The organism is Paenibacillus sp. ALE2, assembly GCF_054113385.1.
The window spans coordinates 3671966-3684592 of sequence record NZ_CM134213.1 but is presented as its reverse complement, the minus strand read 5'-3'; the positions used below and the strand labels follow the sequence as shown (position 1 = coordinate 3684592).

At 41.3% G+C, this 12627-nt stretch carries 18 protein-coding genes and 1 tRNA gene; 4 read left to right on the top strand and 15 right to left on the bottom strand.

Annotation, left to right across the window (positions count from 1 at the left end):
* Window positions 1–232 precede the first annotated feature (232 nt).
* From ACXHJ1_RS16190 to ACXHJ1_RS16155, 8 genes are all read right to left on the bottom strand, one after another.
* Window positions 233–982 (bottom strand): polyketide synthase, encoded by a 750-nt coding sequence (locus tag ACXHJ1_RS16190; protein WP_016821481.1) that lies wholly within the window; start codon window positions 980–982, stop codon window positions 233–235.
* Window positions 983–1028: 46 nt separating this feature from the next.
* On the bottom strand, window positions 1029–1796 hold the full coding sequence (locus ACXHJ1_RS16185) for an enoyl-CoA hydratase/isomerase (RefSeq protein ID WP_167438382.1): 768 nt from the start codon (window positions 1794–1796) through the stop codon (window positions 1029–1031).
* Entirely contained in the window at window positions 1793–3055 is a 1263-nt protein-coding gene (locus ACXHJ1_RS16180; protein ID WP_016821483.1) for a hydroxymethylglutaryl-CoA synthase family protein, read from the bottom strand. Before ACXHJ1_RS16180 ends, ACXHJ1_RS16185 begins: the two co-directional genes overlap by 4 nt.
* 15 nt (window positions 3056–3070) lie before the next feature.
* Window positions 3071–4318: a beta-ketoacyl synthase N-terminal-like domain-containing protein gene (locus tag ACXHJ1_RS16175; protein WP_102998783.1), complete on the bottom strand. Its 1248-nt coding sequence runs from the start codon at window positions 4316–4318 to the stop codon at window positions 3071–3073.
* Entirely contained in the window at window positions 4296–4535 is a 240-nt protein-coding gene (locus ACXHJ1_RS16170) for an acyl carrier protein (RefSeq protein ID WP_016821485.1), read from the bottom strand. The genes ACXHJ1_RS16175 and ACXHJ1_RS16170 overlap by 23 nt, the downstream gene beginning before the upstream one ends.
* Window positions 4536–4560: 25 nt before the next feature.
* The gene (locus ACXHJ1_RS16165) at window positions 4561–5316 is read right to left on the bottom strand and encodes a 4'-phosphopantetheinyl transferase family protein (RefSeq protein WP_228552566.1); all 756 of its coding nucleotides are present in this window, start codon (window positions 5314–5316) and stop codon (window positions 4561–4563) included.
* A 115-nt stretch (window positions 5317–5431) separates the two neighbouring features.
* Window positions 5432–5962 carry an antiterminator LoaP gene (loaP, locus tag ACXHJ1_RS16160; RefSeq protein WP_206704151.1) on the bottom strand — a complete coding sequence of 177 codons (531 nt, stop codon included), beginning with the start codon at window positions 5960–5962 and terminating at the stop codon, window positions 5432–5434.
* 318 nt (window positions 5963–6280) lie between these two features.
* A complete protein-coding gene (locus ACXHJ1_RS16155; RefSeq protein ID WP_049828186.1) occupies window positions 6281–6916 on the bottom strand; it encodes an MBL fold metallo-hydrolase in 636 nt (211 codons plus the stop codon).
* 464 nt (window positions 6917–7380) lie between these two features.
* Between ACXHJ1_RS16155 and ACXHJ1_RS16150 the strand changes: the two genes are divergently transcribed.
* Window positions 7381–7941, top strand: a complete 561-nt coding sequence (locus ACXHJ1_RS16150) for a carbohydrate binding domain-containing protein (RefSeq protein WP_107733329.1) — start codon at window positions 7381–7383, stop codon at window positions 7939–7941.
* A 222-nt stretch (window positions 7942–8163) separates the two neighbouring features.
* Here ACXHJ1_RS16150 and ACXHJ1_RS16145 read toward each other — a convergent pair whose 3' ends face one another.
* From ACXHJ1_RS16145 to ACXHJ1_RS16135, 3 genes are read right to left on the bottom strand one after another with little or no spacing between them, the layout of a single operon-like run.
* Window positions 8164–8436 (bottom strand): barstar family protein, encoded by a 273-nt coding sequence (locus ACXHJ1_RS16145; RefSeq protein ID WP_016821490.1) that lies wholly within the window; start codon window positions 8434–8436, stop codon window positions 8164–8166.
* A gap of 13 nt (window positions 8437–8449) precedes the next feature.
* Window positions 8450–8890 carry a ribonuclease domain-containing protein gene (locus ACXHJ1_RS16140; protein ID WP_017428096.1) on the bottom strand — a complete coding sequence of 147 codons (441 nt, stop codon included), beginning with the start codon at window positions 8888–8890 and terminating at the stop codon, window positions 8450–8452.
* A gap of 52 nt (window positions 8891–8942) precedes the next feature.
* On the bottom strand, window positions 8943–9380 hold the full coding sequence (locus tag ACXHJ1_RS16135) for a GNAT family N-acetyltransferase (protein ID WP_107733327.1): 438 nt from the start codon (window positions 9378–9380) through the stop codon (window positions 8943–8945).
* An 84-nt stretch (window positions 9381–9464) separates the two neighbouring features.
* On the opposite strand from ACXHJ1_RS16135, the gene ACXHJ1_RS16130 reads away from it, so the two are divergent.
* Window positions 9465–10283 (top strand): MerR family transcriptional regulator, encoded by an 819-nt coding sequence (locus ACXHJ1_RS16130; protein WP_107733326.1) that lies wholly within the window; start codon window positions 9465–9467, stop codon window positions 10281–10283.
* Between the two features lie 394 nt (window positions 10284–10677).
* Here the strand turns inward: ACXHJ1_RS16130 and ACXHJ1_RS16125 are convergent.
* Window positions 10678–10763, bottom strand: a tRNA-Leu gene (locus ACXHJ1_RS16125).
* Between the two features lie 247 nt (window positions 10764–11010).
* Between ACXHJ1_RS16125 and ACXHJ1_RS16120 the strand changes: the two genes are divergently transcribed.
* Together ACXHJ1_RS16120 and ACXHJ1_RS16115 are read left to right on the top strand one after the other, a co-directional pair.
* Entirely contained in the window at window positions 11011–11169 is a 159-nt protein-coding gene (locus ACXHJ1_RS16120) for a hypothetical protein (protein WP_013311032.1), read from the top strand.
* A 125-nt stretch (window positions 11170–11294) separates the two neighbouring features.
* Entirely contained in the window at window positions 11295–11486 is a 192-nt protein-coding gene (locus ACXHJ1_RS16115) for a hypothetical protein (RefSeq protein WP_019687999.1), read from the top strand.
* A gap of 35 nt (window positions 11487–11521) precedes the next feature.
* On the opposite strand, the gene ACXHJ1_RS16110 is transcribed toward ACXHJ1_RS16115, so the two are convergent.
* From ACXHJ1_RS16110 to ACXHJ1_RS16100, 3 genes are all read right to left on the bottom strand, one after another.
* Window positions 11522–11674, bottom strand: coding sequence for a hypothetical protein (locus ACXHJ1_RS16110; RefSeq protein ID WP_019688000.1), 153 nt, complete (start codon window positions 11672–11674; stop codon window positions 11522–11524).
* Window positions 11675–11769: 95 nt separating this feature from the next.
* Window positions 11770–12096, bottom strand: a complete 327-nt coding sequence (locus tag ACXHJ1_RS16105) for a YnfA family protein (protein ID WP_013371956.1) — start codon at window positions 12094–12096, stop codon at window positions 11770–11772.
* A 43-nt stretch (window positions 12097–12139) separates the two neighbouring features.
* Window positions 12140–12322, bottom strand: a complete 183-nt coding sequence (locus tag ACXHJ1_RS16100) for a hypothetical protein (protein ID WP_016821496.1) — start codon at window positions 12320–12322, stop codon at window positions 12140–12142.
* Window positions 12323–12627 lie beyond the last annotated feature (305 nt).

The window sequence follows — 12627 nt, the reverse complement described above, 5'->3', positions numbered from 1 at the left end:
TCATCCACCAACTCCTCAAACACAAAATTTAAATACAACATGAGCTAAATGCTTATCACGATGTCTATTTTGAGCTACTGTTTCACGCTTGAAGCGTTGCCTAACGAAAGTAGCAAAGAAAAAACGAGTGATGAGAAAGGCTATGCGCCCCTTTCACACTCGTTTCCAGATTCCCATGAAAAACCGTAAAAGCGTCCAACAAATATAAATAAATAAGGATGTGAAAAAATTATTATTTTCCAAACAGGTTGATGATTCGTTCTTTAACCTCGGCTTGGTGAAAGGTCTTCTCATGCATAATCAGCTCTTGTTCTACGATTTTGGGAAGCTGAGCGCGGAGTGGAGCAACCAGATGATCCTTTAATGTGATTAATGAAAATCTGGGTTTCTCGGCCAGCTGTCTAGCAAGATCCAATCCATAGCTCATCACTTCTTTGCGAGGCAAAACTGGAAACGGCACTCCTCGCTTCTCCAGTTCTGCGCCTCGGTAATTCCCCCCATTTAACAATAATTCTTCTCCCAGGCTGAACCCGAGTTTTTGGGGAAGAATGAACGTCGCACCCATTCCTGGTGTAAATCCGTATCTCATAAAATTAGTCGTGTACATACTTTCCTTACTCAGGATTACGAAATCAGAAAATAGCCCCATGACAAAGCCCCCACCAACCGCATGGCCCTGCATAGCAGCTATCACTGGAACTTTGCAGTTCAATGCTAGAGAGTAAATATTTTCATCAGTAAACTTTGATGTTCCTTCATGTATAGCCAATAGTCCTTCTTGCGTCCCACCCGTGGCAAAGTAGTTGTCATACCCTGTTATAATTACGACTTTGCAGGTCGAGTCATCCTGGATCGTACGGAACGCTTCTCTAAGTCCATGAGTCATTTCAAGTGTAAATGTATTTTTATGAACTCTATCTTGCATTGTTACTTGAATAATCCCTCGCTCGATCTCAAGTAACTCAACCACAGATTGTGACATGATGATCTACTTCCCCCTCAGCATCCCGTCTTGTGGCAAACGCCCATCAGTCCATCCACGGAAATTGACCTGTTTCGACATATCGGAAAATGCCCTTCAGATTTTGAGCGTCTGAAAACACCTCTTGATTGGACGCCAGCGCCAGTGATTTATACTGACGCAAATCGCTGAGTTCGTCCATAAAGCGTTTGTAGCGTAAAATACCCGTTTTGGACAATCGTCTGAGGCGTAATAAATGCTTGCGCAGCACCGTATCACTCTGGGCATCATATGCATCGACTAATCCCCATGTAAGAGCCTGCTCAACCATAATCGGCTGTGTCATTAATGTCAAATAATTCGCTTTTTGGAATCCAATTCTGCGTACTAAAAAGGGCAAAACACAAGCAGGGAAAAGCCCAAATAACAATTCCGACAGACTGAACTGTGCTGTCTGATCTGCTATCACAATGTCGCTGGCAGCAATAAATCCAATGCCACCAGCGTTTGCCTTTCCTCGCACATGAGAAATCGTGATATAGGGCCCTGTCGCCAGTTTTAACCACAGATCATATAGTGGTTCTGGATTCTGTGCATGCTCATGCTCATGTTCATTTGCCATTTTTTCGTACATTCCTTGAAAATCCGCTCCAAGACAGAACACCTCCGGCAGGCCTTCCAAAACAACGATCGTAACCGACTCCTCACACAGTGCAAGCACATGCATGCATTCCTCAATGAGGGTGTTATTAATCGTGTTATTTGCCTCTGGTCGGTAAAACCGTAAATAACAAATCGATTCTTGAAACCGAACCTGAATTGTTTGATAATTCATGATTCCCACCGATATTTGCGGTGGAATTCATAGATTTCCTCCAGATATAATCGCTGTCTCCCTTTCCCGGAATCGATCACTCCAGGAACCAATTGAAAATCAAGTTTGGTGTTGCGGGTTCCAAAACGTACAGCGCCACTGCCTTTCAGCAAGGATTCATATTCATCCATGGATAATTGATACCGATCATTCAAATTACGCTCGATCTCAAAACGACGCAGATATTCCTGGCTTTGCGGCATCACTACCCCGCTATAAAATTCCGAGCAGCAGCCTGATCCATAGGAAAAGCAACCAATCCGCTTCGGAGAATCAAATGTGCCCTTATCAATCGTGCCTGCCAAGGACAGGTACAAGGTCGCACCCATAATATTGCCGACTCGTTGGCAATACTCCAATCCTGGCTTGACACGTTGTACATAATCCGCCTCAATCTCATTGGGCTTGGCCTGAGTAATCCTTCGCATCATCGTGCGATGCGCTCCTTTTACCATTCCACCGAATGGAGTATGGAAGGAAAGATACTGGAAGGTATCTTTATAATCCACTCCTTGTACCCGTTTCTGGTATTCCAAAAATGCTTGCTCGCAGCAGTCCAGATAGGACATTAAAGACAAGTCCGCATCTCCGGCCTCGCTATCTGGTATCGGCCGGCAAGTATCCATCACCTCATAGCCATAATATCCATTAGCGCCCGCATCGACTTGGAATATATGAGGATTTTCACTAATGAGCATGGCCACAGCCCCTGCCCCTCCGCTTGGTTCAGCGTAAGACCAATCCTCACTCAAAACATCCCCGCCTTCAGCGGCAATAAATCGTGAGATATCACTGGCAATAACAAGCGCTTTGGCCCCTGGCGAGACTTGGGATAAAATAAAATTCACCGCCATTTGGAGTCCGGCAGTACCTGAATAGCAGGCTTGCTTGAGTTCAAATAGCCTGCAATTCCGATTCAGTCCCAAATAGTGGTGAATATATGTACTGATTGATTTTCCAAAATCAATTCCTGATTCTGTACAGGTGATGAGCATTTCGATGCGGTTTTTTTCCGCTTCAGAGAGGGCGTCCACCAGCGGTTTTGCCGCATTGACTCCAAAGGTAACCGGATCTTCATAGGGCAGGGCAACAGCCTTTTCTTTCATTAATAAATTTTCAAATCTCGCAGGGTCCAACTGTCTGTGCTGCGCTAATTGCATGACATCTAGATAGGCTGAGCCCCCAAAAACATTCATTGCTTCTATTCCTACCAATACCATAATGCTCCCCCTTTCTTAAATGCCCGACTCATACTTTTGCATACAGATGGCCGTATTGATCCCGCCAAATCCCATGCTCAAATTCATAGTATTGTGAATAACCGCTGGGATGGACTCGTTTTTCACCCAGTTGCAATCCACTCTGATCGGCTCCTCCAAATTGCGGGTAGGATGAAGTTTCGACTCTTTCATTTGTAGAAGAGTAGCAATAATTTCAACCGTCCCGGCTGCGCTCAGACCATGCCCGATAATGGATTTGGTTGCATTGATGTAAGCATGTGATAATTGGCAATCCTGTATTGCCTTTATTTCGATCTCGTCCCCAATTACAGAGCCTGTCCCATGGGGATTAATATAATCAATTTTTTCCGGCGACAGTTTCGCTTTCTCCAAGGCCCTTTTAATCACTCGAACCTCGCCTTCATAAGAAGGATTGGGGTTCCGGTTCCGATCCATCCCCATATCCCAGCCTGCAAGCTTTGCATAAGGTTTCCCCTGCCGCTTCATTGCAAAATCCGACCGCTCTATGACGATAACTCCGCAAGATTCCCCGTATATAAATCCATCGTGCATCTTATCAAAGGGACGACACGCCATTGCTGGTTGGTCGGCATATCGGTCGCTTCCCATGGCTCCCAAGGATCGCAATGCCTGGCATTCCAAATACGAAATATCCATCAACGCCCCCATCGCAATGCACACATCAACCCGATTTGCTTGAATTGCCTCAATCGCTTGAATGATGGCGACTTGTCCGCTCGCGGAAGCCCCGCCGACAGTATATGCTAACCCTTGAATACCGAATTGCTCAGTGCATAATCCGCACAAATCAGTATCCATAAAGGACAGCCCATAGGTCGGAGATACAAAGTGCATTTTTTCCCGATAAGCCTCATAGGTTTGAAATAATTCCCGTTGCTGAAAATTGGAGCCTCCAATCACCAATCCTATGCGGCTAGGGTCGACGTCATCCAATTGGGCATCATCCCAGGCCTCTTGAAGGGTAACCATTGCCACCTGTCCTGAAAATGATGCGGTTCGTAACATTCGTTTGGAAATGGTCTCCGGATAAGACAGAGATGGCAGCTCCGCACCTATAAATGAAGCTTCTCCCTTTCTGCCTGGACGTTGCATAACTCCAAATGCATGTTGCCCTTTGAACAGCGCCGAAGCAAAGGCAGTCTTCCCTTGCCCAATCGACGAAGTAACACCAACTCCCGTAATAACTAACTCAGGCTCTTTATAATTTGGCATAGAGCGCATCTGCCAACTCTCCTACATTTTTAACGCCAGATAACTCAACGCGCGGAATATTAAGAGATAATGCTTCCATAGACTTCATTACAATATCGGCTCGATCTACCGAATCCGCACCCAAATCTACCAAGCGATCGTCATACTGAAACTGGTGATCGTTTAATTCCGGTAGAACTTCACAAATACAACCTTTAACGATTTCGAATACTTCTTCTTTACGCATGTATATCCTCCTAAAATTGGGTTATTTACAAACAGCTTGGATGGAAAATCGGATTAAATTGCTCATACAATTGAGACATATTGATACTCCATTCCGTCTTCCTTGGCGCTGCAATAGTAAAGATGTAGTTACCCAACCGATACGACTGGGCGGCATATTGCGGAAAATGCGAAAATGTACTCCGAAAGCATCCACTATTAAATCTGATCTCGTTAATTTCAAGCACTTGCAATGATGCGGTAAAGCCTGTGCGCAATATTTTCGAAATCGCCTCCTTTACCGTCCAAGAAACCGTCAATAAAACAGAGTATTCCTCTACTCCTCGCACGGCTGCGATTCTTTCCCTTTCTTCCGTCGTCAATTGGCTTTCCATGGTCTTATTTCGGTTAGGACTTATCCTCTCAATATCAATCCCCATAGGATGCGCTTCTGGAAAAACAACAGCGGTCCCGATATCATCACAGTGGGCAATGCTCACTTGGTAACCAGGGACTCCGGTAGTTCGAAGCAAGGGCTGGCCGAAAACACCTGTCTCCACGCTTATGTTGCGTAGGTTCTGCTCCCTTAACAGCACGGATGCTGCTTGTTTTGCACTTAGCCTGCCAAGCAGAAAGTTGGATTTTCGGCGCTGGAATAGCAGGCTCTCAAAGTAGCTACACTCATCTGAATGAAAAATCTCCGGATCGAGAGCAGCATCGTCACGGCAAACTGCATGTACAAAACTAACAGCCGCCTTCATCACGATATCTTCCCGCTTCAACATGAGCTGTTCCGTATACATGGTCACATGCATATCCCCCTATGAATAGGCAAGCACAAACCAAAAAAAACCTTCAAATGCCTTAAAGGGCTCTGAAAGCTTCCAAATGGAGAAGATATCCCCACGATTATTCTATTTAAACTTTACTAATAATTTCTAAAGCTACGTTCACTAGTCTGATATCACCCATAAATTCTAGCTGAATAACCGCCTGTCTTTTATGTCTGTCTATCTTCTTAACTATGCTGCTTCTTCCTTTAAGCGGCCCTTCTATGATACGTATATTGTCTCCTTCAATAATTCCAGTTGAGCATTCTATACAATATCTATCATTGCATAAACTCTCTAAAACTTGTCTCTCGCAATCTCGCATAGAAGCTTCTAACTTCGAATATCTCAATAAACGAATGATATCGCTGGAAGTATAAATCATTGAATTTGTACTTGTTACGAACTGCAAGTCAGGTAAGTTGGACTCAATAAACACATAACTAGGGAACAAAGGCGCTAATTCTTTCTTGACTGTTCCTGCTACTTTAAAAAGCCTCTCTTGGAGCGGTATAAATGGTTTGTAAACTTCAGAATCAAACCACTTATTAAAAAGTTGTTTAACCCTTTCTTCCCTACCCGTTCGCACAAAAAGCACGTACCAATTCACTCCGCTCATCTCCTAACAAAACATACTGCCAAATCAACCCCTATAATGTCTGCTGCCAGTGTATGCATAGCTTCGCCCTTTCACTTATCCTGCTTGATAAGCTACAATCTCTCACGATATGTCCCTCATCAGTGGTTAACGTGACCCGCCAGCGATTAACCGCAAACAAGTTCCTTTATTTTTCATATAATCATATAATTGGAATAGTATATTTCCATTATAATCCTCTGCTCAAACAGTGTCAATTGCCATTTTGGCAACAACCCGGTCTATATTTAAGGGGGTAGAGGCCCCATCACCCTTTAGAACTGCCCCCTTTTTACCAACTCATTTAAAATTGAATAAACCTTTTTGGTTGGGGCGCATTCTGAAATTAATAAACGGCTTCATGCTCGTAAATTGAAAATAAATATTTTCATCCATAAGGTGACTGAGTGGGAACCCAGGTGCTTTACCATATGAATGAGCAGGATAAATTTGAATGGAGCTATCAACCTCTCGCTTTATTTTTTGAACGCTATGATATAAGTCTTTCGGATCTCCTCCATTCGGATCACAAAAGCCACAACCTTCAATGAAAATGGTATCCCCCGTAAACAAGTGATTGGATAAAAGATAGCATACACTTCCCACGGTATGTCCTGGGGTCAAAAGACTTCTAATTTCTGTTTCTCCAAGTTTGATAATATCCCCATCTTTAACGGGATGTAAATTTTCACATCTAAAATGGTAATAATCGATTTCTTGTATTGACATGAATACGTGCGGTCTATACTTTTCCAGGAGCGGATTTACCAAATTAACATGATCTAAATGTGAATGGGTTAATAGTATGGCTCTGAGATTACCATTCAACTGTCGAAGATATGACTCTATTTTCGATAAATCCCATGACGGATCGACAATAGCAATGTCTCCTGTTTTCTTATCCATTACAATATATACATAGTTAATAAAATTCATAAAACAGACTCTTAACTGTTCCATATGGTATGTCAGACTCATATCAGCTTCACTGAACCCACCTTCCCATGGCCAAATCCAAATTTGTGCGTCAAATTCACAGTTCAAATGCGGCTGAATTGATCTACATCACTATGCGTTTGCTATGTTGTAGTCTTTGCTAAGAGTTCCTGAATAACAAGCATTTCTGCGCTTTTCGGGATAATTTTCGTCTCCGATGTCTTTCTGTCAAAAGTTGCTGTACCAATGATTATACCAACTTATGCAATAGAAAGGCTTCGGCCCTCTGTTACAAGATTTTGCTCTATAAAGTCGTAAAACTCTTTCTTCGCTGTAATTACATAACCAAAAAAATACCGCCATACGGCGGTATTTTTGGTTTCTCTTAATATGAACACTATTATTCACACTTTCATAAACTACTAATACAAAATACATTTTTTACTGAAAGAGAGTTGGCTCAGATGAAACCTAAAAAAACTGGAAAAAGTACAGCTACTGTCCGTAGAGGGATGAATAGATCCCCTATACAATCTCAACCTCACGCAATGAAGAAGAAAAGAATATTGCCTACTCAGGCTGTTGTTAGAAACGGCGGCTTTGAAGATCAGGATTTGACACCTTGGATTGCAAACGTCAACAACGTGACAGGTCAAATCTTTATTACCAGAACCAACCCGCACAGTGGCAATCAAGCCGTCAGAATCTCAGCTAACCCGGGGCACAGCGTCTCGCTTAGACAAACGATTTCCGATCTGAGAAGAGGAAGAAGATACCGTGTGACCTTCTGGGTACGTAATTTGATCAGTCCTTTCGGTGGTCGGCTTCAAATTAGTTTAGGAGAGCAAACCTACACGATCCAGCTTAACTCGCTACCTTCATCACAATATGAGAGAGTCTCCCGTACCTTCTCAATCTCAGGGAATTCGGGGACAGTCTCCAGAGATTTAGTGTTTCGCGTTACAGCACAGGATGCTTTTGCAACCATTCTTTTGGATGATGTATCTATATCCAGATTAAGATAATAAATCATTTGGTAGCAGAATTATCATTACAAAACACAAAACTAAACTGAATTTTATAGCATGTAATTTTCCCAAAATTAAAGTGCCTCCTCCGCATATTAACGGTGAGGCGCTTCGTTGGTCCTGTGTACCTGCAGATACTGTAATCTATATAAAATACCAGAGTCTGTCCCCAATTCGTCTTTGTTCTCCTAACTAAAAGTGAAAATCTTAAAAAGATAATTATACTTTCACGTCAAAAGTAAAATTCTCCACCTCTTCTTCGGCTTCACGCATTAAATCCAACAAACGATCGGCATATTCTCCAAGGGATTTCCTGCTTGCGTGAAAATCAAGCCATTGAATTGTAAGTGGCATCGGGATGGAGCCAGTTAAGCAATCCCATAATGCATCCAAATTTCGACCGTAAGTTTGGTCTAATCCAAGCTGGGCTTGAAGTGTGTCATGTAATTCTTCTTTTCCATGAATGTTATTTCCATTTATAATTACAACCATCATAAAGCCTCCTTCATTCTTTTAGTTGCTCAAACGTACGGTAATGATCAGTTGTTTTATAGATTAAGCCATCATTGGAGTAGAGAATTCGATCGCTCCCCCTAGTTCCGCCTGAGTAATTAATGTCTGCTTCGTACCAAATTCTCCCTTTTTTCTCGGGCAACAAGCCTTCTCGATTTCGAAATACATCACCGCCTATGCTTTTGCCTGGGGCTACTTTTTCCAAATTTCCTTCACTAGGCTCCCAGCCTAATTTTCTGGCCTCTTTCTTGGTTATATAATTCCCGGGAAGATCATTATGCTCCGAAATATATTTAGCGACTTCATCAAATTGCGTTAAAACAGAACTGCTGTGTGTCGAGTCCTTTAATGAGACCGTTTGGAGCGAACAGCCTGTAAACAGGATGGTCACTAAAATAAAAAGCAAGACACCTAAATATTTTTTAACATTCATTACATTTAATCTCCTTTTGACAGTTGCATCCTATGTTCAAAACTTATCAATCTCATTGATTTCTTTTATTCATTATTTTTTCTTTTGGTGTATAAAAGTCACCTGTGAAAGTAAATCCAAATTGTTTATATAATTGAATTGCATGGATATTATTTTCATAAACACTTAAATAAATATGGTGGCCAGGGTACTTATTTTCTAAAAATGAAATAAGCTTTTCCATAAAATATTTGCCCAAGCCCATTCCCTGAAATCGCTCATCTATTAGAAACCGATCGAACCAGACTTCGTCTTCAAATTTACCGTACATAGCAAAACCCACTGGTATACCATTTTTATACAGACCTACTGGTACAAAACGAGTATCCTCCCTAGCCTCTTGTAAACACTGTGAGATGGATTCTACAAACTGTCGCTGATCCTTAGCTATGCTTAAGGAAAGTACTTCTTTTTCATTCGAGCTCGTTACAACCCGAATTTCGCTAAACATAATAACAAAACCTTTCCATTTAGTTTGTCTACAAAACGATCATATGGTATATAGTAACTATATAGTCAAGGGAGGCACTCAAAAATGAATGAAAAATACTTTACTCCGAGGGAATTTTCCGATCTATGTAAAGTTAATAAGCAGACATTACTCTATTACGATCAAATTGGCCTTTTTTCTCCGATTTACAAAAACGATAAAGGATATCGTTTTTATTCTATTCGTCAATTAGAATGGTTCAACGTTATTGAATTGTTAAAAGATCTTGGAATGTCACTCAAAGAAATCCAGCAGTATATGAAACACAAATCACCTGCCAGCTTTTTATCTTTAATGCACCAACAGAAAGAGAACATTGTTAAAAAAAGAAAAGAAATTGAAATGACGGAAAGGATCATTGACGCAAAAATAGAACTCATGGAAGAGGCATTGCGGTTAGATTTTCATCAGATTTCTCTTGAAGAACACGCAGAAGCAACACTTTATCTTAGTAAAAATATAAAAAATATTTCGGAAGAAGATTTTGTGAGAGTGGTTTCAGAATTTGTTGACGAATTATATGTATCATTTCTTGATACAGGATATCCTATTGGGGGTATTACAAAAAAAGAGCAAGTATTGAAGGGTGAACATACGAACTACAGTTATCTGTACATAAAGCAACCTAATCCTCGGGAGGACTATCCTTATTTGAAAACTAAGAAAGGATATTTTCTAACGGGCTACCATATTGGTGAAGAAAAGAGCATCCATGAAACCTATGATCGACTTTTTTCGGAAATAGATCGACTAAACTTATCTTTAGGAGATTATGTTTTTGAAGAATATATTTATGATGCCGTGGTAAAATACCGGGAAAAAGATTATATTACCAAAATTATGATGGAAGTCATATTAGAATAAGGGTAGGCTCCTACTTTACCTCAATCTCTCCTTCATCAGGCTACGAAAAACAATCCCCTAGCGGATATTAGTAACGAGGATAAGAAAGGCATAAAGAGAACAGAAAAACTATTTTGAGGAAGAAGCAACCAAAGTTATTGATGCGTTAATCAAGAGCGACTCAGTCTGGAGACTTTACCTTTCCATAAAAAATGAAGCCTATGAGGTATGCAGATATGCATATAGAGGAAGTATCCACTCATGTCAAAGCTATGCGTAAATCCAAAAATTCGTCCCCAATCCGTCCCCAAAAGTGAAAATGGCACTCGCCCCTTATGATATGGGTTTTAGATCTCAACCCCTAAAAAAAGCAAAAAGCCCCTGATTATCAAGGGCTTCATGCAATAAACTAGGATGCCGAGGACCGGGATCGAACCGGTACGGTAGTCACCTACCGCAGGATTTTAAGTCCTGTGCGTCTGCCAATTCCGCCACCCCGGCAAGCATTTAGGAACGCTATTTTACACTTACTTGTTCTTGTCTTACAAGTATCTGAGAAGCTTACTTACTAAGAAGTGTTCTCGTTATGTAAATGTCGTTCATCTGGGCACCAACTTATAATACGATAATTTCATCAAAATGTAAAGGGGTTTTTAAAAAAATAAAAAATTTCTCTTTTTGTATAACTTGTGCACATTTGAACTACACTAATAAACGTCTTTCCAAACCACCAGAAGGGGTGTTACGAATGCGTGAAGGTATGATTCCAGCTGTTCTTGGGACGGTAGTATCGGCTTCAGGCGCTGTGTTGCTGAGCAGTAAGTACAAACTTGCAGCTACAGGCATTCTCGGTTTCGGACTGGCTCATGTTGTTCTGGGAGCGATTGATTTGATTGAGCATCGCTAGTTGTTTGGAAAGTACCGGGCGGGATTTATCCTTCCCGGTTTATTTTATAAGCGTTTAATATGGAGCATAAGCGTTTATGTAAAGTGTAGAACTGACCATGCCTAAGAAGGAGCGTGTAATGTGCTATGAAAAAACATAATTCCGAAAAAAAGAGTCTTACTGACGATCAAATCGAATATAAACAATCTCTGGATAAGCGTGAACCAGGATTTGATCGGATTCCTGACCCTGGTGCCGATTCACCTGCAGCTACCGATATGATTGATGAAGCCGTAGGCCGTGGAATAGACAAACTACGTAATGATTTTACAAAATAAAGCATGAATGATAAGTCACAGGTTTTTGTTAAGCATCACTTGAAGATAAGCATGATCCAACCAATAATTGAGATCCACAGCACAATGCTGATGAAGAGTCCACACAAGAGACCAAAAGAGAAATTACCTTCACTCTTCGGCATAGCACTGCCAAATTTCAATCTAAGCTTCATTTGATTCCAGTTCATAGAACCCCCTCCTTAAGTTCTATTTCGGAATATGAAGCTTATTTTTGTAGACCTATAGTCATGTTTTTAAAAATAAAAAAGGGGTTTTTGTCCTATCACCCTGAGCGCGGCAACAGAATTACAGCTATACCTACCAAACAAATCAATCCACCAATGAAATCGTACAAGTCAGGTGTCTTTTTATCAATCCACCAGCCCCATGCAATGGAAAGAACAATAAAGACACCTCCGTATGCTGCATATACACGCCCAAAGGAGGAGAAAACCTGGAAGGTGGCAATGACTCCATAGACAGCTAAAATCACTCCGCCGCAAAGTCCGACATACCATGTCTTGCCTTCTCGCAGCCACTGCCAGATCAAATATCCACCTCCGATTTCGGCGATGCCAGCCAAAATAAAAAGTAAAGCTGCCTTTAACACTCCATTTCACATCCCTAATCTTTTTGACTTTTCAGTCATCTCATTAAAGTAATCGGCCTATAATAATAATCAATGCAATTACGCCAACCAGAATAAGCAGATTACTGACCTGTCGCCAAAGGCTTGAAGCTCCCTCGGAGTGAAGCTTCCGCTGATTGGCATCAAAGTTTGCTTTGGTTCCCTCAGCATCTGCTGGACTAGAAAATGGTCTGTTTTCTTCATTCATATGAAAACCTCCTTTGCAATCCACTTTAATCATACCAAACTTTTCCGTCGATTTCGCGTTGCATTTATGCTTATACTTTACCGCCATTTCCAAACGGAGCTTCATATGTACGTAGTGTACAAACCATATGTCGATATTTCACTGAATATAAAGTATGATGGCGAATCAAGGTAGAGTGGGTATTTAGACGCCTTTCATTGCAGGACGGTAGTTATGGTATAATTTAGTCAACTTGTTCAAGATCATAACCAGAGCACAACAGTTACTCACCCTGTCCTAAAACTTGCATCTAAGAATCCACATCT

Bases quoted from the DNA above. Each gene is read 5' to 3' on its own strand.
- ACXHJ1_RS16145 (WP_016821490.1), bottom strand. From the start codon at position 8,436: ATGGTTGTAATTATAAATGGAAATAACATTCATGGAAAAGAAGAATTA.
- ACXHJ1_RS16120 (WP_013311032.1), top strand. From the start codon at position 11,011: ATGCGTGAAGGTATGATTCCAGCTGTTCTTGGGACGGTAGTATCGGCT.
- ACXHJ1_RS16140 (WP_017428096.1), bottom strand. From the start codon at position 8,890: ATGAATGTTAAAAAATATTTAGGTGTCTTGCTTTTTATTTTAGTGACC.
- ACXHJ1_RS16100 (WP_016821496.1), bottom strand. From the start codon at position 12,322: ATGAATGAAGAAAACAGACCATTTTCTAGTCCAGCAGATGCTGAGGGA.
- ACXHJ1_RS16175 (WP_102998783.1), bottom strand. From the start codon at position 4,318: ATGCGCTCTATGCCAAATTATAAAGAGCCTGAGTTAGTTATTACGGGA.
- loaP (WP_206704151.1), bottom strand. From the start codon at position 5,962: ATGAGCGGAGTGAATTGGTACGTGCTTTTTGTGCGAACGGGTAGGGAA.
- ACXHJ1_RS16130 (WP_107733326.1), top strand. From the start codon at position 9,465: ATGAATGAAAAATACTTTACTCCGAGGGAATTTTCCGATCTATGTAAA.
- ACXHJ1_RS16170 (WP_016821485.1), bottom strand. From the start codon at position 4,535: ATGCGTAAAGAAGAAGTATTCGAAATCGTTAAAGGTTGTATTTGTGAA.
- ACXHJ1_RS16135 (WP_107733327.1), bottom strand. From the start codon at position 9,380: ATGTTTAGCGAAATTCGGGTTGTAACGAGCTCGAATGAAAAAGAAGTA.
- ACXHJ1_RS16110 (WP_019688000.1), bottom strand. From the start codon at position 11,674: ATGAACTGGAATCAAATGAAGCTTAGATTGAAATTTGGCAGTGCTATG.
- ACXHJ1_RS16185 (WP_167438382.1), bottom strand. From the start codon at position 1,796: ATGAATTATCAAACAATTCAGGTTCGGTTTCAAGAATCGATTTGTTAT.
- ACXHJ1_RS16150 (WP_107733329.1), top strand. From the start codon at position 7,381: ATGAAACCTAAAAAAACTGGAAAAAGTACAGCTACTGTCCGTAGAGGG.
- ACXHJ1_RS16155 (WP_049828186.1), bottom strand. From the start codon at position 6,916: ATGAATTTTATTAACTATGTATATATTGTAATGGATAAGAAAACAGGA.
- ACXHJ1_RS16180 (WP_016821483.1), bottom strand. From the start codon at position 3,055: ATGGTATTGGTAGGAATAGAAGCAATGAATGTTTTTGGGGGCTCAGCC.
- ACXHJ1_RS16165 (WP_228552566.1), bottom strand. From the start codon at position 5,316: ATGTATACGGAACAGCTCATGTTGAAGCGGGAAGATATCGTGATGAAG.
- ACXHJ1_RS16190 (WP_016821481.1), bottom strand. From the start codon at position 982: ATGTCACAATCTGTGGTTGAGTTACTTGAGATCGAGCGAGGGATTATT.
- ACXHJ1_RS16115 (WP_019687999.1), top strand. From the start codon at position 11,295: ATGAAAAAACATAATTCCGAAAAAAAGAGTCTTACTGACGATCAAATC.